The 17,076-nt window shown below is 67.5% G+C and carries 18 protein-coding genes; all 18 read left to right on the top strand.

Annotation, left to right across the window (positions count from 1 at the left end):
* Window positions 1-98 precede the first annotated feature (98 nt).
* The 18 genes from AC1D29_RS18150 to AC1D29_RS18065 all read left to right on the top strand — a co-directional run bounded on the left by AC1D29_RS18150 (window position 99) and on the right by AC1D29_RS18065 (window position 16,905).
* Entirely contained in the window at window positions 99-470 is a 372-nt protein-coding gene (locus AC1D29_RS18150; protein WP_477899932.1) for a hypothetical protein, read from the top strand.
* Between the two features lie 62 nt (window positions 471-532).
* Window positions 533-796 (top strand): hypothetical protein, encoded by a 264-nt coding sequence (locus AC1D29_RS18145; protein ID WP_477899930.1) that lies wholly within the window; start codon window positions 533-535, stop codon window positions 794-796.
* Window position 797: 1 nt separating this feature from the next.
* Window positions 798-3,473, top strand: a complete 2,676-nt coding sequence (locus tag AC1D29_RS18140) for a VapE domain-containing protein (RefSeq protein WP_477899928.1) — start codon at window positions 798-800, stop codon at window positions 3,471-3,473.
* A 293-nt stretch (window positions 3,474-3,766) separates the two neighbouring features.
* Window positions 3,767-4,159, top strand: a complete 393-nt coding sequence (locus AC1D29_RS18135) for a hypothetical protein (RefSeq protein ID WP_477899926.1) — start codon at window positions 3,767-3,769, stop codon at window positions 4,157-4,159.
* Window positions 4,149-4,499 (top strand): hypothetical protein, encoded by a 351-nt coding sequence (locus AC1D29_RS18130; protein WP_477899924.1) that lies wholly within the window; start codon window positions 4,149-4,151, stop codon window positions 4,497-4,499. Before AC1D29_RS18135 ends, AC1D29_RS18130 begins: the two co-directional genes overlap by 11 nt.
* A gap of 138 nt (window positions 4,500-4,637) precedes the next feature.
* Window positions 4,638-5,186, top strand: coding sequence for a hypothetical protein (locus tag AC1D29_RS18125; protein ID WP_477899922.1), 549 nt, complete (start codon window positions 4,638-4,640; stop codon window positions 5,184-5,186).
* Window positions 5,187-5,304: 118 nt separating this feature from the next.
* Window positions 5,305-5,895, top strand: a complete 591-nt coding sequence (locus tag AC1D29_RS18120; RefSeq protein ID WP_477899920.1) for a hypothetical protein — start codon at window positions 5,305-5,307, stop codon at window positions 5,893-5,895.
* Window positions 5,892-7,988, top strand: a complete 2,097-nt coding sequence (locus AC1D29_RS18115) for a phage terminase large subunit family protein (protein WP_477899918.1) — start codon at window positions 5,892-5,894, stop codon at window positions 7,986-7,988. The genes AC1D29_RS18120 and AC1D29_RS18115 overlap by 4 nt, the downstream gene beginning before the upstream one ends.
* Window positions 7,989-7,992: 4 nt before the next feature.
* A complete protein-coding gene (locus tag AC1D29_RS18110; RefSeq protein WP_477899916.1) occupies window positions 7,993-8,580 on the top strand; it encodes a hypothetical protein in 588 nt (195 codons plus the stop codon).
* A 2-nt stretch (window positions 8,581-8,582) separates the two neighbouring features.
* Window positions 8,583-10,322 carry a phage portal protein gene (locus tag AC1D29_RS18105; protein ID WP_477899914.1) on the top strand — a complete coding sequence of 580 codons (1,740 nt, stop codon included), beginning with the start codon at window positions 8,583-8,585 and terminating at the stop codon, window positions 10,320-10,322.
* Window positions 10,319-12,175: a hypothetical protein gene (locus AC1D29_RS18100; protein WP_477899912.1), complete on the top strand. Its 1,857-nt coding sequence runs from the start codon at window positions 10,319-10,321 to the stop codon at window positions 12,173-12,175. The genes AC1D29_RS18105 and AC1D29_RS18100 overlap by 4 nt, the downstream gene beginning before the upstream one ends.
* A gap of 61 nt (window positions 12,176-12,236) precedes the next feature.
* Entirely contained in the window at window positions 12,237-14,366 is a 2,130-nt protein-coding gene (locus tag AC1D29_RS18095; protein ID WP_477899910.1) for a phage major capsid protein, read from the top strand.
* Between the two features lie 94 nt (window positions 14,367-14,460).
* Window positions 14,461-14,796, top strand: a complete 336-nt coding sequence (locus AC1D29_RS18090; protein ID WP_477899908.1) for a hypothetical protein — start codon at window positions 14,461-14,463, stop codon at window positions 14,794-14,796.
* A gap of 4 nt (window positions 14,797-14,800) precedes the next feature.
* Entirely contained in the window at window positions 14,801-15,115 is a 315-nt protein-coding gene (locus AC1D29_RS18085; RefSeq protein WP_477899906.1) for a head-tail joining protein, read from the top strand.
* Window positions 15,112-15,525 (top strand): hypothetical protein, encoded by a 414-nt coding sequence (locus AC1D29_RS18080; RefSeq protein WP_477899904.1) that lies wholly within the window; start codon window positions 15,112-15,114, stop codon window positions 15,523-15,525. The genes AC1D29_RS18085 and AC1D29_RS18080 overlap by 4 nt, the downstream gene beginning before the upstream one ends.
* 7 nt (window positions 15,526-15,532) lie before the next feature.
* The gene (locus AC1D29_RS18075) at window positions 15,533-15,712 is read left to right on the top strand and encodes a hypothetical protein (RefSeq protein ID WP_477899902.1); all 180 of its coding nucleotides are present in this window, start codon (window positions 15,533-15,535) and stop codon (window positions 15,710-15,712) included.
* 9 nt (window positions 15,713-15,721) lie between these two features.
* Window positions 15,722-16,483, top strand: a complete 762-nt coding sequence (locus AC1D29_RS18070; RefSeq protein ID WP_477899900.1) for a hypothetical protein — start codon at window positions 15,722-15,724, stop codon at window positions 16,481-16,483.
* Window positions 16,480-16,905: a hypothetical protein gene (locus tag AC1D29_RS18065; protein WP_477899898.1), complete on the top strand. Its 426-nt coding sequence runs from the start codon at window positions 16,480-16,482 to the stop codon at window positions 16,903-16,905. Before AC1D29_RS18070 ends, AC1D29_RS18065 begins: the two co-directional genes overlap by 4 nt.
* Window positions 16,906-17,076 lie beyond the last annotated feature (171 nt).

The following is a 17,076-nucleotide window of genomic DNA, read 5'->3' as shown; positions in this document are numbered from 1 at the left end:
TGTTGAGATTGGTGCATGGCGCCAGTCTCTTTTTTTTGCCAAACGGGAGCCATCCGAAGGCTTCCGAAATTCTCGGAGAGGTTCGGATGCAAGCCGACATGCCGTTTTATGAGAGTGCCGAGCAGGCGCTGACCGCCGCGGTGCAGCACCTGGGCGGCGCCAAGGTGGTGGGTGGCGCGCTGTGGCCCGACAAGAGCCCGGACTCGGCGCGCACGCGCCTGCTGGACTGCCTGAACCCGGCGCGCGCCGAGCGCCTGGATCTCAGCGAGAGCATGTTCATTCTTCGCCGGGCGCGGGACCAGGGGTATCACGCGCCTTTCCTGTGGGTGGCGGGCGAGGTGGGTTATGACGCTCGACCCACGCAGCGTGGCGAGGAGGTCGACCGGCTGGCGTCCGTCGTCGAGCAGTCGAGTAAGACGCTGGCGGCGGCGCTGGGCGCGTTGGAGCGGCTGCGTGCAGGGGGTGCGTGATGCGTCCGGCGGGTGAGATTCGACAGGCGCTGCGGGAATGCTTCCCGCTCGAAGGGCAGGGCGTGGCCACCTGGCACGACGCGCTGCAGGCGCTTGGGCAGCGGCAGCTCGTGAACCCGGCCGCGCCTAGTGAGCGTCGGCTTGTGCGCAAGACCGTGGAGAACATGGTCCAGGCCGGTGAGCTGCACAAGGGCGCGCCGAAGCGCATGCCGGGGTCGCGACGCCCCATGACCGGCTACACGCGGGGGAACTGGGCAACCGAGTGGGGTGGTGGGTCATCTCATGGCGGCATGGCGTTGGCGCAGGTTGTGACGACCTGGCGCTGACATGGTCCGTAACCCCATCGACTATGTGCGTCTGGCGGACGCGCTGCTTCAGCGCGTTGACTCGCTGCTGCCCGAGTGGTTGCCGGCCGGCGCGGAGCGCAATGGACGCTGGTATGTCGGCGATTTCGACGGCTCGCCCGGCGAAAGCGCCAACGTCAACATGGCCACCGGCCAGTGGATCGACAACGGCGGCGGGGGCGACGACAAGGGCGGCGACCTCATCAGCCTGTATGCGCGCATCCACAACCTGAGCAACCACGAGGCCGCCATCCAGCTCATGGAGCGGCTGGGCTGGATCTCAGCGCGCGATGACGATGCGCGCCAGGCTGTGCAGACGCCTGCACCGGCCGGGCCTGCTGGGCCGGGGCCGGGCTCGCCACTTGACGGCCCACCTGATGCCGAGGCGGCGGAGCCGCGCCAGCCGCGGAAGCGGGGCGAGCCGAAGTGGCGGCCCATCTTGCCAGTGCCAAAGCACGCGCCCAAACCGAAGTTCATTTTCGGGTTCAAGAACAAGAAGACGGACAAGTGGGACGAGTTTGAGGCGGTGCGGACGTGGGCCTATCGCATGGGCGGTGCGCTGCTGGGCTATGTCGCCCGGTACGAGCGCATCGACAGCCGCGGCGAGCTGGTAAAGGACGCCGTGCCGTGGACCTGGTGCGAGAACATCGAGGACGCGCGCGGCGGGCAGAAGTGGCACAGCATGCAGTGGCCCGTGCCGCGGCCGCTGTATGTGCCGGCCGAGGGCATCGTGCCGCAGTTGCCGGTGTTGGTGGTCGAGGGCGAGAAGTGCGCCGAGGAGGCTCACAAGCTCATCGGGACCGAGTTCACCGTCGTGGCGTGGCCAGGCGGGTGCAAGACGTGGGCGATGGCGGACTGGACCTGGCTGAAGGGCCTGACGGTCTACCTGTGGCCCGACGTCGATCTGCAGCATGAGCGGCTGACGAAGGCCGAACGCGAGGCGGGCACGCTGCCCAGCTCGAAGCCGTTGCTGCACCCGTTCAAGCAGCCGGGCATGGTGGCCATGATGAACATCGGCACCGAGCTGCAGGCGCGGCAGGCCTGCCAGGTGTACCTGTGCCCGGTGCTGGGCCTGCTGAAGACGAAGGACGGCTGGGACGTGGCCGACGCCATCGAGGAGGGTTGGGACGTCGACAAGCTGCGCGACTTCATCCGGTCGTCGCCTGAGTTCACGTCGCACAACGACGAGGCGCGCGCGATGGCCAAGGCCACCCCGTCCGTGGCTGGCGCGGGCGTGGAGGATGGCGAGTCGCTCGCCTGGCGCGACAAGCTGTTGACCTCGTCGACGGGCGCCATCAAGGCGGTGCGGGAGAACGCGGTGCTTGCGCTCGATGGGCTGCCTGACAAGGGCGTGCCCGGCGCGCCCGAGGCCGATGGCGTCATCGCGTTCGACGAGTTCTCCAACAACGTCATCAAGCTCAAGCCGACCCCTTGGGGCACCGAGGCGGGCGCGTGGCAGGAGGAGGACGAGCTGGAGATGGGCTCTTGGCTCGCACGGACGCTGTATCTGCCACCGATGCCGCGCGGCACGCTGGAGGAGGCCACGCTGATGGTGGCCAAGCGGCACAAGGTGCACCCAGTGCGCCAGGCCGTCGAGCGGCTGCGGGGCACTTGGGATGGTGAGCGGCGCCTCGCGACCTGGCTGCAGCGGGTGTGCATGGGCAAGCAGGAGCCCGACCCGGCCCTGAAGCAGTACCTTGAGCGTGCAGGCCCGTGGTTCCTGATGGCGATGTGTGCGCGCGTGATGACGCCGCAGCGTCGCGGCAGCGAGGTCGTCATCGGCCCTGGCTGCAAGTTCGACTACATGCTGATCTTCGAGGGGCCGCAGGGGTGGGGCAAGTCGACCATCGCCAAGATCCTCGGGGGCGACTTCTATGCCGACACGGGCCTGATCCTGGGCGAGAAGGACAGCTACCAGAACATCCAGGGCATCCACGTCTATGAGTGGGGCGAGCTGGACTCGATGAGCAAGGCCGACGTGAAGCTGGTGAAGCTCTTCATTGCGTCAGCCAAGGATCGGTTCCGGGCGACGTTCGACCGGCGGCCGCGCGACTACCCGCGCCAAGTCGTCTTCGTCGGCACGACGAACGAAGAGCACTACATGACCGACGCGACGGGCAACCGGCGCTTCTGGCCAGCCAAGCTCTACGGGCCTGCGGATCTCGACTGGCTGCGTGACAACCGCGACCAGCTGCTGGCCGAGGCGCTGGTCCACCTCGACAACGGCGTGCGCTTCCATCCGACCATCGCGGAGCAACGGAAGTGGTTCGACCCGCAGCAGTCGGCGCGCATGCGCGAGAACTCGATTGACTCGCTGATTCGGGCCTACCTCTATGACCCGGAGCAGAAGGTCCCGCATATGGGCGAGAACGGCGCGCTGGTGAACACCATCACGCTGCCGCAGCTGCTGAACCGCATCGGCTACAGCAACGACAAGCAGACCGACGTGGTCGTGAGCAAGGCAGGTCAGACGATGACGCGGCTGGGCTGGACCACGACGCGGCCGACCGATGAAAACGGCCACAGACCGCGCATGTATGTGCGGCCGAAGGATGAGCCGGCGACGTGGGTGGTGACGCCTGCCAGCGCCAGCTCTGGACCGAATAGCCCTGCGCAGGGCGATCAACCCCAGGAGGCCACCAATGGCTGCCCTGTCTGACCAGAGATCGGTGCGCGCGCCGGAAAAGGTCGGGGGCGGCGTGGCGTTGCCTATGTAGCCCGACGCGACCAGGCGCACCTGGAGCCTCAGCGCAGCCCCTGTCCGGGCTGTCCATGCCTCTGCACTGATTTCTGAGCCTTCCCGGGTTGTCCGGTCTCAGGGGTTTTGGCGGAGCTCTGCCCGGACTCGGTCCCACATCGGAATCACGGATGTGCGGATGCGCTCGTGGGTTCGGGGGCGCGCGTGCGAGGGCATTTCAGGTGTTCCGTTCTCACTAAAAGAAGGTGGACAAGGTGGACAAGAAGGATTGGAGCTGGTTCAAGCAGTTCATGCCGGGTGTGACGGCGCTGCTGGGCGAGTACCGCGAGTTCGGCGAGGGGCTGCACCTCGATGAGTGCTGGAAGCGCGGCGTGCTCGGCGGCCAGGCGGGGTGGTTCTTTGCCCGCGAGGGGCCGGTCTGCCTGGGCACGCCGTTCGACCGCAAGGCCTCGCCCATCTTGTGCGAATGGGCCGAGGCGGATTGGCGACGTCATGGCCTGGTGCTGATGCTGGCGCCGCTACCCGATGGCACGGTGTGCAGACGCCTGAACACGGGCGAGAAGCAGGCATGGGACATCGTCGGTGCGCGGGGGCTGAAGGAAGCGCAGCGACGCAAGGAAGTGGAGGAGGGCGTGTATGGCGCGTAATGAACGGGTCGAGGCCAGGCTGTGGGAATGGGGGGAATGGGTGCGCTCGGCCGGCGAGTGCGACAAGGGGGCTGGCTACCCCTCGCGCAACTGCCTCGATCCCGATTGGGGCCGGCCCGGTCAAGGCATGCGGCCTGACTTCAAGGTCGAGTTGCCGGGCAGGGGCGGCATGACCCACTTTCACATCAGCTCGCTGAGCCGCACGCTGCAGGAGACGTTGGTCCGGCACTATTGCGCCAATGAGTCGGTCGCCAGCATTGCGGCCGCCATGGTCTCGTCGGCCGCGACGGTCGACCAACGCATCTGGCGTGCCCATGCCGTGCTGGCCCACCTCCTGTGAAATGAGTTTTAGGGAATATGGGAAATCGCTAGAGTTCAGGCAACTTATCCAAATTGCGCCCGGCGGTCGAAAGACTGGCCGGGCGTTCTCTTTGTGGAAGTCTCAACCCGCAACAACCTCGACGCTGTGCTGTCCCGCATGGAGAACTACAAGCGGGACACGGTGAGCAAGGCCGTGCCATTGGCGCTGAACCGGTGCGCCGAGATGACGCGCACCGCTGCATCCAGGGAGATGCGTGCGATGGGGTATGCGTTCAAGGCGTCCGAGATCAAAGACGCGATCACCATCATCAAGGCCAGCAGCGGCCAGCGCCGCGTTAAGTTGCTGGTGCGCCGCGCCACGAAGAGCCTGATGGACTTCAGCGCGCGTGAGACCAAGGCCGGCGTGACGGTGAAGATCTTCGGTGCTCGCAAGCTCATCAAAGGCGCCTTCATCGCCCAACGGCTCAATGGCACCTCGGCTGTGTACGTCGAGGACAAGAAGGCCGGCAAGGTGGTCATCCGCCGACAGTCTCAGCACAAGCGCGGTAGTGAGGGCGGCTGGCACGCCTACCCCGTGCGCAAGCTGTATGGGCCAAGCGTGGGCGGGGTGTATTCGACCAACCGCCTGCAGCAGGTCATGGCCACAGTCATCGCCTCCACCTTCGAGGCGCGGCTTGAGCACGAACTGAAGAGGCTCAGCCGTTGAATTTTTGGGTCCCTCCTGGCGCCTGAATGACGCGGGCGCCATGACCCCGGTTTCTCGCTAGTGGCAGGCGTCGGCGATTGCTTGACACCTTGACATTGCACCCCTCCGCTTGACAACCATGACCGCCCCAACGACCGCTCGCCGTGTGTCGCAGGCCGAGCTCGCCCGCGAGCTGGGCGTGAGCCGTCAGGCTGTCAACGACCTGGTCGGCCGTGGCGTGCTTGTGCTCGGCGGCGACCGCAAGCTCGACCTCGACGAGGCCCGGGTCATCGTGCTGGAGCGCGTGCGCCCGACCGGCAAGACGGCCGCTGCCGTCGCCGCGTCCGTGCAGACGCCTGCAACGCCTCCTGCGGCTGCGCAAGCCAAGACGGACAACGCTGCGGCGTACTACGTGGCCAAGGCCTCGCGCGAGGCCAGCGAAGCGGGCATGGCTGCGCTGAAGCTGGCGCAGATGCAGGGCGCGCTCATCGACCGCGAGGCCGCCATCCAGTCCGCCTTCACGTCGTTCCGCCAGCTGCGCAACTCGCTGAACTTCCTGCCGCGCAAGCTGAGCGGCCGCCTGGTCAACAAGACCTCGCCGCGCGAGATCCAGCAGCTGCTCGAAGACGAGATCCGCGCGACCCTGCTGCAGTTCCAGCAGCGCACGCTGGCCAGCATGGCGACCAACATGGGCAGCCAGCTGCCGCCCGACGAAGGGCCCGGCGAGTGAACGTCGCCGACGGCTACGCCGCAGTGCAGGAAGCTGTCGCGCGCGCCATGGCGCCCGACCCACTGCTGCACCTCGACGAGTGGGCCGAGCTGCACGTCGTAGTGCCGCCCCCCTCGGCCGTGCCTGGCCCCTACAACCTGGCCCACACGCCCTACGCGCGGCGTGTCCTGCAGGCGTTGTCACCACGCGACCCGTGCAAGCGCGTGATCGTTCGTGCGGCGTCGCAGATGCTGAAGACGCAGACCTTCATCTGCTCGTGCCTCGGCTGGATCGACCAGGGCAACGCCAACATCCTCGCGCTGGAGCCGACGGACAAGCTCGCCAAGCGGCTGAGCAAGCGCGTCGGGGACTCGATCAATGCGTGCGACCAGGTCAAGGCCAAGGTCGCCAAGCCGCGCAGCCGCGACAGCCGCAACACCGTCGACTCGAAGGACTTCGACGGCGGCACGCTCTATATCACCACGGCCGGCAGCTCCAGCAATCTCGCCGAGATCCCGGCACGCTATGTCTTCCTCGACGAGGTCGACCGCATGGAGCGCAACCTCGACGGCGAGGGCAGCCCGGCCGAGCTGGCCGAGGCCCGCACGACGACGCACGAGGGTGAGCAAAAGATCTACATCGTCTCCACGCCCACCGTGCAGGGCCATTCGGAGATCGACGACCAGTTCGACCGCGGCACGCAAGAGCACTACCAAGTGCCGTGCCCGCATTGCGGTGAGCTGCACCAGCTGGTGCAGGAGAACTTCCGCATTCATCGCAACGACGAAGGCATCGTCGACCGCGCATGGTTCGTCTGCCCGGCCTGCGGCAGCGAGATCGACGAGCAGCACAAACCCGACATGCTGCGCGACGCCGCGCTGGGCGGCACCGCCTGCTGGGTGGTCACGGCGTCGGGCGACGGCGAGACGGTCAGCCTGGAGATCAACGCGTTCTACGCGCCGGCCGGCTCCATCACCTGGCTGGGCCTGGGCCGCCAGATGGCCCGTGCCGACGAAGCGGAGAAGCTCGGCAACGTCGACCCCAAGCGCGCGTTCCAGAACACGCGCATGGCGCGCAGCTTCACCTACAAGAGCAACCTCCCCGAGGCCTCCGACCTGAAGGACCGCGCTCTCGGCTATGCCGAGTTCACCGTCCCCGCCGGCGGGCTGCTGCTGACCGCCGGCGTCGACGTCCAGCATGACCGCCTGGCCATCGTTATCCGCGCATGGGGCCGAGGCGAGGAGAGCTGGCTCGTGTACTGGGGCGAGATCTTCGGCGAGACCGGCAGCGCCGAGGCCGGCGCGTGGACGGACCTCGACGCGCTCCTGTCGCGCCGCTTCGAGCACGAGTGGGGCGGCGCCACCCTCGGCGTTGTCGCTGCCAGCATCGACGGATCGGACGGCAGCCGCACGGAAGTGGTCAACGCCTTCTGCCGCAAGCGTCGCCATCGCAACTTCATGAGCGTCAAGGGCGCGTCCGAGCAGTCCAACGACCGCCGCGAGATCTTCGCCCCCACGCCCCGCGTGGTCGACGCCGGCAAGAACCTCAAGCCCGCCAAGCACGGCCTGCAGCAGCACATCGTCGGCACCGCGCGCGCCAAGGACCTGATCCTGGAGACCCGCTCGCGCCTGACCGGCACCGGCCCGGGCCGCATGCACGCCTACGAATCAGTGCGCGCCGACTACTGGGAACAGCTGACCAGCGAGGTCAAGATCCCGACCGGCCCCAAGCGCCGCTTGACCTGGACGAAGAAGGGCGGCGTGCGCAACGAAGGGCTCGACGCCGAGGTCTACGCCCTGCACGCCGCGCGTAGCCAGAAGATCAACCTCCTCCGCGAGGGCCATTGGGATGCCCTGGAGCAGCGCCTGCGCCAGCGCGGCCTGCTCGACCCCGTCGTCGAGGACGCCACCGTGGTAAGCGAGACACCCGCGCCCGACGTCGCTGCCGACCAGGCCGACGACCAGGCCGACACACAGCCCGCCGTGCAGACGCCTGCACAGCCCACCAACAACCCACCGCAGCCGGCCACCGTGGCCACGTTGCCCCCCGCCGCGCCGCCGCGCAAGAAGGCGCGGCGGGGTCGCGCCGGCGGTGGCTTTGCCAACAACTGGTAAGCCCATGCGAATCCCTGCATTCATCGTCGCGGGCGACAGCGCGAGCTGGCTGGAAAACCCCTTCACCGATGGCGTTGGCGCCTCGGTGGACTCCGCCCACTACACGCTGCGCTATAGCTTCCGAGGCCCCACGCCTGGCGCCGAGCTCAACCTCGACGGCACGGCGAGCGGCAGCGGCTGGCAGCTCGACCTGACGACCGCGCAAAGCGCTGCCCTGAACACGGGCGCCGCCGCGGTGCGCTGGTACTGGCAGGCCTACGCGCTCAAGACCGGCGCTCGCCTCACCGTCGGCGACGGCGTGCTGACGGTCAAGCCCAACCTGCAGGCGCTCAGCAACGCGGTATTCGACGGCCGCAGCCAGGCCGAGAAGATCCTCGCCACCATCGAGACCGCCATCGAGTCGCGCGCCACCGGGGACTTCGTCACCGAATACACGATTGGCAGCCGGTCCCTGAAGAAGGCGCCGATGACCGAGCTGCTGGAGCTGCGCAGCCGGTACCGAACCATCGTCTCGCGCGAGCGCAAGGCCCAGTCCATCAAGAACGGCCTCGGCAACCCCACCCACATCGGCGTGCGCTTCCGCCCCAACTGACCATGACCGAAACCAAGCCCATGCCCTTGCGTCGCGTGGAGTCCTCGCGCGGCCTGCAGCTGCAGCCCAGCGTGCTCGAAGCCTGGCGCCAGCAACACGGCCCCGAGGCCCTGCGCGCCTCACGGCAGAGGGGCCTGTCCATGGCTGGCGCGAGCGCTTGGGGCGCTGCTCGTGCTGGCGGTCGTCGGAGCTACGCCGGCGCCGCCCACGGCCGCACGACGTCCGACTGGGTCGCCATGTCGACCAGCGCTGACGCCGAGCTCTACACCTCGCTGCGGCCGCTGCGCAACCGCGTTCGCCAGCTGTGCCGTGACAACGAGCACGCCAAGCAGGCGCTGCGTCTCATCTCGAACAACATCGTTGGCCGCGGCATCGGCTTCCAAAGCGAGGTACTCACCGGCGGCGGCAAGCTCAACAAACGTGTCAACGACAAGATCGAGGCCGCGTGGGCGCGCTGGGGCGTTGGCAAGCGCTGCCACACCGCCGGCAAGCTGTCTTGGGCCGCCATTCAGCGCCAGGTCATCGCGGCCGTCGCGGCCGACGGCGAGGTGCTCATCCGCCTGGTGCGCCGCAAGTTCGCCGACAGCCGCATCCCTCTGGCGCTCGAAGTCATCGAGGCCGACCAGCTCGTCGACAACTGGACCGGCCGCGCGCCTGGCACCAACAACGAAGTCCGCATGGGCGTCGAGGTCGACGAGTGGCTGCGCCCGGTCGCGTACTGGATGCACCCCCGCCACCCCGGCGACAACATGGTGCAGACGGTCCCGCAGACCAACGACTACAAGCGGGTGCCGGCCGAGGAGATCATCCACGTCGCGGTGTGGGACCGCCCCAACCAGACGCGCGGCGTCAGCTGGTTCCATGCGGCCATGACCCAGCTGCGCCACATCGGCGGCGCGGCCGAGGCCGAGATCGTGCGCGCCCGAGCCAGCGCGTCCGTCATGGGCTTCGTCACCACGCAGGACAGCGACCTGCCCACCGACGAGGTCGACAGCGGCACCGACGACGTCGTCGACGGCGAGCGCGTCTGGGACATGAGCGCCGGCACCATCCACGAGCTAGCCCCCGGCGAGACCTTCACCGGCTTCAACCCCAGCAGCGCCAACGCGGCCCTCGACCCGTTCATGCGCTTCATGCTGCGTGGAGTTGCTGCCGGCATCGGCCTCAGCTACGAAAGCCTCAGCCGCGACTACAGCCAAAGCAACTACAGCTCCAGCCGCCTGGCGCTGCTGGATGACCGCGACCACTGGCGCGTCCTGCAGGCCTGGCTCATCGAAACCCTGCATCAACCCGTCTTCGAGGCCTGGCTAGAGCTGGCGGTCCTGTCGGGCGAGCTCAACCTGCCCGCCTTCGAGTCCGACCCCGAGATTTACCAGGCCGTGCGCTGGCTGCCCCGCGGCTGGGACTGGGTCGACCCGCAGCGCGAAGTCTTGGCAGCGCAGGCCTCTGTGCGCGCCGGCTTCGCCTCGGTGGCGGAGGTCATCGCGGCGAAGGGTGGCGACTGGGAAGACGTGTTCAAGCAGCGCGAGCGCGAGCTGGCCATGGCTGCGGAGTGCGGCCTGGTGTTCGACACCGACCCCGCAAAGGTGGCAGGCAAGGGCGCCGCACAAGGTGTGCAGACGCCTGCACAGGGCGCCCAAGCCGAGGGCACGGAGCCCGGCGCCGAGCCAGGCGCCGATGCCGGCGAATCCAACGATGGCAAACAACCCGGCGCCGATGGTGCCCAGGAGAACCAGGAATGACCAAGCAAATCAACATGCGCCCCGGCGCCTCGGCTTTCGGTGGCGTGGGCGTTGGCCCGCTCACCAGCGCCGGCAACCCGTGGGCTGTCAGCGACGACCTGGCCAACGACCTGGTCAACCGCGGCTTGGCGACGATGGTGGTGGTCGATGCGCGGGGCGCGGTGTTCGTGCCCACGAGGAAGGAAAACAGGTACACCAAACTGCTGGTGCTCGGCATCAACCAGCAGCAGGCGGGCTCGGTGAAGAACCTCGCGCAGGCGGGCCCAGACTTGGTCTATGCCGGCAACACGACCGATGCCGATGTCAACAACACCGAGCGCGGTGCTCTTAGCGTGCTTGGCGGCGCCGCCGGCGCGGGCACGGCCAAGGCGCTGTGCTACCCGCCATCGGAGCTCCAGTGGAACTTTGCGACTGGCGCCTCGTTCTTCATGCAGATGCGGGTCAAGACGCCGACGATCATTACTGGCGCTCACCTGGTCGGCAACTGTGCGAACGGCACGCGCAACGGCCTAATCGTCCAGCACGGTGCGGGCAACCTCGTCAGCCTTGGCATTCGGTGCGGCGCCAGTGGCGTGCAGCTGGCGGCGTCCAGCGACACAGTCGCTGCCGACACGTGGTTCAACGTGACCGTCTGGTTTGACGGCGCCACGCATCTCATGAACGCCTGGCTGGACGGGAAGCTCCAGCCCAACTGGACCAACAAACTGTTCTCCGCCGATGGCACTGGGTACACCACTGTCGACGCCGCGACGCCTGTGAGTTTCGTGCTGGGCAACTCGGGGGACACCACGTTCCCCAATGCGCGAGTCAGCAACGCCGTCCGGTTCGCGGCCCTGCGCGTCGCCATCTTCCCCGCAGGGTTCACGCTCCAGAACGCGCCGCAGCTTGATTGGGATTTCAACCGCAACCCCAATCGCATCGTGACGGACGACGATATCCAGACGGGCCCTAAGCTCGCGATCCTCACTGGCCTTCAGTCCAACGAATTGGGTAGCGCCGTGTCTGCCGCTGGGACCGCCGTGCACATCAGCGCGATGCGCGGCTTCCCTTTCGAGGCGGCCGGCAAGACGGGCCCCTTCCACGTGCTCGCGCAGCTGCTGGGCGATGAGGGCTACTGTGTTCGGGTACGAAACACTGCGGTTGGTGGCGCGGGCATTCTTGCTACGTGGAATGGATACATCCGCAATTGGGTAGCCAATACAACCGGTTTCCAGCCAGGATCTTGGTGCCTTCCCCCTGTCGCGAATGGATATAAATACAAGGCCGAGGGAACGCCAGGCGTCAGCCAGCAAACAAGCGCCGGACCGGTGGCGTGGCCAACGGTCGCCGGCCAACAGGTCGTTGACGGCGCCGTCACCTGGACCTGCTACGCCGCAGATGCCAAAGACGTGGCCGGCTACGTCTATCAGGCTGGCGACAGCGGTTATGACCCGCGCGGCTACATCGCGACGCTCATGAGCGCCATCACGGAGTCCAAGGCGCAAGAGTTCCAAACGATGGTTCTCCTCTCCGGCCACCAAAGCGACTACGGCAGCCCTGTGGCGACCGTCGCTTCGACGCTGGTCAACCTGGTGCGCCGCGCCCTTGCGGCAGGTGCCGACAGTGTCGGCTTGGGCATCACCAACCGCTTTGTCGGTGATGTCACGGACCCGCAGTGGGATGCCGGCGGCTTCTACCCAAGCGTGCGAGACCAGGCCTACGCGGCGCTCAAGGGGGACTCCCGCGTGTTCCTTGGCCCCAATGGCGGCCTCGTCACCAGCTTGGCTTTGACGGACCCGGTCAGTTCCATCCACCTCAACGATGACGGCGCCAAGTTCATCGGCCGGCTGTGGCGCCCCACGCTGCCCATCTAACGCCGCCTCGACTCCCTCGGCCCGCCCTGCAAGGCGGGCTTTTTTACGCCTGGAGAAACCCATGTCCGCTGTCCTCACCCCCGAACGCCAGCCGCTGAAGAACGGCGCCAAGCTCGCGCCGCTGGCCCGCTCCATCACCCTGGCGCTGGCCGTCGCGGCCGCCGGCGTCGGTGACGTCGCCGCCCGCGCCGTCCCCGGCCTCGACGTCGAGGCGCGCACGCTGCAGCTCAGCTTCAGCAGCGAGGAGCCCGTCGACCGCTGGTTCGGCAGCGAGGTCCTGTCGCATGACAAGGCCTGCGCCGATCTCTCGCGTCTCAACGACGGCGCGCCGCTGCTGTTCAACCACGACATGGATGACGTCATTGGCGTCGTCGAGCGCGCGTGGATCGGCGACGACGGCCGTGGCCATGCCGTCGTGCGCTTCGCCCGCACGCCGCGCGGCGACGAGTTGTTCGGCATGGTCCAGGACGGCGTGCTGCGCAACGTGTCGTTCATGTACCGGGTCACCAAGTACCGCATCGATAGCGAAGACGAAGACCCGTATTACGACCCTGACGCGGTCTACACGGCCACCGAGTGGATGGCCTACGAAATCTCCATCGTCAGCGTGCCGGCCGACCAGACCGTCGGCATCGGCCGCAGCGCCGCACGCGCTGACGTTGACCCCCAAGCCCGCAGCGTCGCCGTGGAACTCCCCACGCGCGCAGCTGCAGCCCAGCCTGGTGCGGCTACTCGCACTGATTCCCAACCTGAAGACGAGGAAACCATGTTGAAAAAGTTCCGTCGCACCCCCGTCGCCAATGCGGCGGAAGCGGTCACTTCCACCGGTGGCGCTGCCACTACCACCGTCGACCCGGCCAAGGCCGAGCGCGAGCGCTGCGAGGCCATCGTCGCGTTGGGTCGCAAGCACGACCTCTCCGCCGAGAAGGTCAGCAAGCTGATTGCTGACGGCACGGACATCGCAGGCGCTCGTGGCCTGGTGCTCGAAGAGATCCTGGCGCGCAGCCAGGCGCCCGTCGCCAACCTCGGCGAGACCTACACGCCCGACCTGACCGGCAAGGAAAAGCGCCAGTACTCGTTCCTGCGCCTGATGAATGCGCTGGTCAACAACGACTGGAGCGGTGCCGGCTTCGAGCGCGAGGTCTCGGAGGCCATCCGCAAGAGCATGGGCAAGGGCTCCGGCTTCTTCCTGCCCAACGACCTGCCGTTCGCGCCGGACGAGAAACACGCCCGCGCCTGGCAGATGCTCAGCCATCAGGGCATCGTGCAGCAGCGCGCGCCCTACCTGGTAGGCACGGCCGCGCAGGGCGGCAACCTCGTGCAGACTCAGCTCCTGTACGAGAACTTCATCGAGGTCCTGCGCAACCAGCTGGTCACCGCGATCCTGGGCGCACGTTATCTCACTGGCCTGGTGGGCAACATCGACATCCCGCGCCAGAACAGCCAGACGGCCACTGCCTGGGTGGGTGAGTCGGGCGCGATGACCGAGGCGGAAGCCACGTTCGACAAGGTCAGCCTGCGTCCCAAGACGGTGACGGCGTTCTCGAAGATGAGCCGCCTGATGCTGCTGCAAAGTACGCCCGCCATCGAGATGCTGGCCCGCCAGGACCTCATGGCCGTCATCGCGCTGGAGATGGACCGCGCCGCGATCTCCGGCTCGGGCTCGGCCAACCAGCCCACCGGCATCGTCAACACGGCCGGCATCAACTCGATCGTCGGCGGCACCAACGGCGCCAACCTTTCGTTCGATCACCTGATCCAGCTGAAGTACGCCACCAAGTTCGCCAACGCCCCGCAGGGTGCCGCGGCCTTCGCGATGAACAGCAAGGCCGTCGGCTACCTGTCCACGCTGAAGTCGACCACCGGCCAATACCTGTGGGACCCGCAGGGCGGCCTCACCGCCGGCAGCCCCGACCGCGTCAAGGGCTCGCCCTACGCCGAGTCGCAGCAGATGCGCAGCAACCTCACCAAGGGCAGCGCCGCCGGCATCTGCTCCGAGGTCGCGTATGGCAACTGGCAGGAGGTCTTCCTCGCGCTGTGGGGCGTCACCGAACTGGCGTTCAACCCGTTCGACAGCACCGGCTTCGCGAACGGCGACGTACTCGTGCGCGCCATGCAGACGTGCGACGTGGGCCTGCGCCACGCCGCCTCGTTCTCGGCCATGTCCGACGCCCTGACCCCGGGCTTCTGATCTTCGGTTGTCTCCGCGCTGTTGCCAGCGCTTTCCGGGCCGCCAGCTTCAAACCCTGGCGGCCCGGGCCTTTTCATCCCAAAGGAAACCCATCATGAAATTCCAAGTCCGCGACGGCTTCGTCGTCGAGATCGTCACCCTGGTCGACCTCGGCGACGGCAAGACCCAGACCCAGACCAACACCTACTACGGCAAGCAGATCTGCGACCTCGACCAGGCGCAGGCCGACCGCCACTTTCACAAGCTGGAGCCCAAGAGCAAGGAAGCCGAGGCCTACCTCGACAGCAAGGTCATGCCGGTCGCGCCCGGCCAGGCGCTGGGCCTGTCCGGCGAGGCTGTCGCGCTCGTTGAGGCGATGGCGACGGCCATGGCCACCAAAATCGTCGCGGCAATGCAGACGTCCGCACAGCCTGCTGCGCCTGCGGCCTGACGCCATGTTCAGCGTCGACGCCCGCACCTTCCTGGCTGACTTCGGCAGCCCCACGAGCTGGACGCCGTCGATCGGCGGCCCGGCCATCACGGGGCTGATGATCTTTGACCAGACCGCCGAAGTCATCGACGGCGGCCAGGTCATCAGCAGCGAGTTCAAGGTCACGTTCGAGACGGCCGCCTGGCCGGGCCTCAAGCGTGACGAGGTCCTCGTGATTGCGGGCGAGGGCGGCGGCGCGAGCTACCGCCTGCGCACCGCACCGCTGTCCCAGGAAGATGGTGTGTTCTCCGACGCTGGCCTGTCCAAGGTGCGCCCGTGACCGCGTTGGCTCAGATCCTCGACCGTGTGGACCTCGTGCTCAAGGCGGCCCTGGCCGGCCAGGGCACGGTGTGGCGCGAGCGGTCCGATGCGTATTGCATCGAAGAGGCGCCCGGCGTCAACGCATTGCCTCGCGACATCGCCACGACGCCCCAAAGCGCCGAGTTCGATGTCGACGAGCTGCAACTTGACCTGCGGTTTTTCTCGCGTGGCGAGCCGCCGTCTCCGCAGGTCGAGGTGTTGCACCAGCTCGCTCACAACGCGCTCTTTGCCGATGCGCAGCTGCTCGGCCTGGTCGACAGCATCCGGCGCGTCGAAACCTCGTTCGATCACCAGGCCGCCGACACCACCTCGCTCATCAAGTCGGTTCGCTACCGGCTGCTCTATCTCACCCCCACCAAATCTTTGTGAGGCATTCATGACACCGATCTACATCGTCCAGCCCGGCCACCAGATCCGGCGCCCCGACGGCACGCTCGCCCTGGCCGGCGAGTCCGTCGAGGTCGCCGACGAGGTGGCCGCCGCCAACCCCCACGCGCTCAAGCTGCAGGAGGCCGACGAGGCCACCGGCGGCGCCGCCGACCACCCCACCGAATGAGGAACTGACATGGCAATGAACCAAAAATTCGGCGTCGGCGTGCTCATCGCCTCGACGCGCACCGACGCCCTCGGCAACCTGCTGGCCGTCCCCCAAGCCATCCGCCTGGGCATCCTGCAGGAGGTCAGCGGCGACTTCAGCTTCGAGGGCAAGCCGCTCTATGGCTCCTCGCAGCTCCCCGTGGACCGCGGCCGCGGCAAGGGCAAGCTGGCGTTCAGCGCCAAGTCGGCGCAGATCAACGCCGCCAACCTGGCTGCGCTGCACTTCGGCGTCACGCCGCAAGTGGGCTTCAAGGGCCCGGTCATCGATGACCCCATCACGGTGCCCGCACCCAGCGGCCCGTACACGGTCATCACCACGCCGCCCGGCAGCGGCACGTTCATCCGCGACCTGGGCGTACGCGACACCAACGGCAACGACTTCACGCGGGTGGCCAGCGGCCCCACGGCGGGGCAATACAGCGTCAGCGGTGGCACCTACACGTTCGCGGCCGCCGACGCCAGCAAGGCCCTGTTGCGGTCCTACGAGTACAGCTCCGCCACCGGCGGCCTCATCATGCCGCTGACCAACCAGCTGATGGGGTACTCGCCGAGCTTTGGCGTCATCCTGCTGAACGACAGCAAGGGCAGCAAGCTGGTCATCAGCCTGACCAACTGCCAGAGCGACAAGCTCTCCCTGCCGTTCAAGAACGAAGACTTCGTCGTCAACGACTTCGGCTTCGAGGCCTTCGACGATGGCACCGGCTCGGCGGGCTACTGGAGCCAGGCATGAGCGGCCTGATGGTGCCGGGGATCTGGACGACCCTCGGGGGTCGCCGGCTTCTGGTGCCGCCGCTGAGCCTGGGCGCGCTGGAGATCCTGCAGGACCGCCTCGACGATCTGCCCACGCTTGCGATCACTGATCGCAAGGCGGTGGCCACCGTCATTGACGCGGCCCACATGGCGCTCCAGCGCAACTACCCAGCGTTCACGCGCGAGGACGTGGCTGCGCTGATTGACGTCAGCAACATCGGCGACGTTTACGAGTGCCTGATGGACGTTGCGGGCATGCGGCGCAAGGAGCTCGGCGAGGGAAACCAGGAAGCGGTGAGCGCACAGGTTGGCGCGGTCTCATCGCCCTCGTCTGCGCCAACACCGGATGGACCTGGACCTACGTCCGCGAGCACGTCGACCTCCCCACCGTCGACGCCCTGAGCGATGAATGGCGGCGCAATCCGCCAGTGCATCGCCTGGTCGCCGCCTTCATGAGCTACCGCCCTGAAGACCAGCCGGCAGTGCGGACGTCCGAACAGGGCGACGCACCGCCCTGGACCCCCGGGGGCCAGCCCCTACCACCCAGCGCAGAGCTTGCAGCCGCTGCCTCCA

The sequence above is a fragment of the Roseateles sp. P1_C6 genome (assembly GCF_056406315.1).
The sequence above is the reverse complement of the archived record's forward strand: the minus strand, read 5'-3'. Positions and strand labels throughout refer to the sequence as shown.

Excerpts from the sequence above, each read along its gene's own strand:
- AC1D29_RS18070 (WP_477899900.1), top strand. The coding sequence starts at position 15,722 with ATGGCAATGAACCAAAAATTCGGCGTCGGCGTGCTCATCGCCTCGACG.
- AC1D29_RS18095 (WP_477899910.1), top strand. The coding sequence starts at position 12,237 with ATGTCCGCTGTCCTCACCCCCGAACGCCAGCCGCTGAAGAACGGCGCC.
- AC1D29_RS18110 (WP_477899916.1), top strand. The coding sequence starts at position 7,993 with ATGCGAATCCCTGCATTCATCGTCGCGGGCGACAGCGCGAGCTGGCTG.
- AC1D29_RS18130 (WP_477899924.1), top strand. The coding sequence starts at position 4,149 with ATGGCGCGTAATGAACGGGTCGAGGCCAGGCTGTGGGAATGGGGGGAA.
- AC1D29_RS18125 (WP_477899922.1), top strand. The coding sequence starts at position 4,638 with ATGGAGAACTACAAGCGGGACACGGTGAGCAAGGCCGTGCCATTGGCG.
- AC1D29_RS18075 (WP_477899902.1), top strand. The coding sequence starts at position 15,533 with ATGACACCGATCTACATCGTCCAGCCCGGCCACCAGATCCGGCGCCCC.
- AC1D29_RS18140 (WP_477899928.1), top strand. The coding sequence starts at position 798 with ATGGTCCGTAACCCCATCGACTATGTGCGTCTGGCGGACGCGCTGCTT.
- AC1D29_RS18090 (WP_477899908.1), top strand. The coding sequence starts at position 14,461 with ATGAAATTCCAAGTCCGCGACGGCTTCGTCGTCGAGATCGTCACCCTG.
- AC1D29_RS18150 (WP_477899932.1), top strand. The coding sequence starts at position 99 with ATGCCGTTTTATGAGAGTGCCGAGCAGGCGCTGACCGCCGCGGTGCAG.
- AC1D29_RS18085 (WP_477899906.1), top strand. The coding sequence starts at position 14,801 with ATGTTCAGCGTCGACGCCCGCACCTTCCTGGCTGACTTCGGCAGCCCC.
- AC1D29_RS18100 (WP_477899912.1), top strand. The coding sequence starts at position 10,319 with ATGACCAAGCAAATCAACATGCGCCCCGGCGCCTCGGCTTTCGGTGGC.
- AC1D29_RS18120 (WP_477899920.1), top strand. The coding sequence starts at position 5,305 with ATGACCGCCCCAACGACCGCTCGCCGTGTGTCGCAGGCCGAGCTCGCC.
- AC1D29_RS18105 (WP_477899914.1), top strand. The coding sequence starts at position 8,583 with ATGACCGAAACCAAGCCCATGCCCTTGCGTCGCGTGGAGTCCTCGCGC.
- AC1D29_RS18065 (WP_477899898.1), top strand. The coding sequence starts at position 16,480 with ATGAGCGGCCTGATGGTGCCGGGGATCTGGACGACCCTCGGGGGTCGC.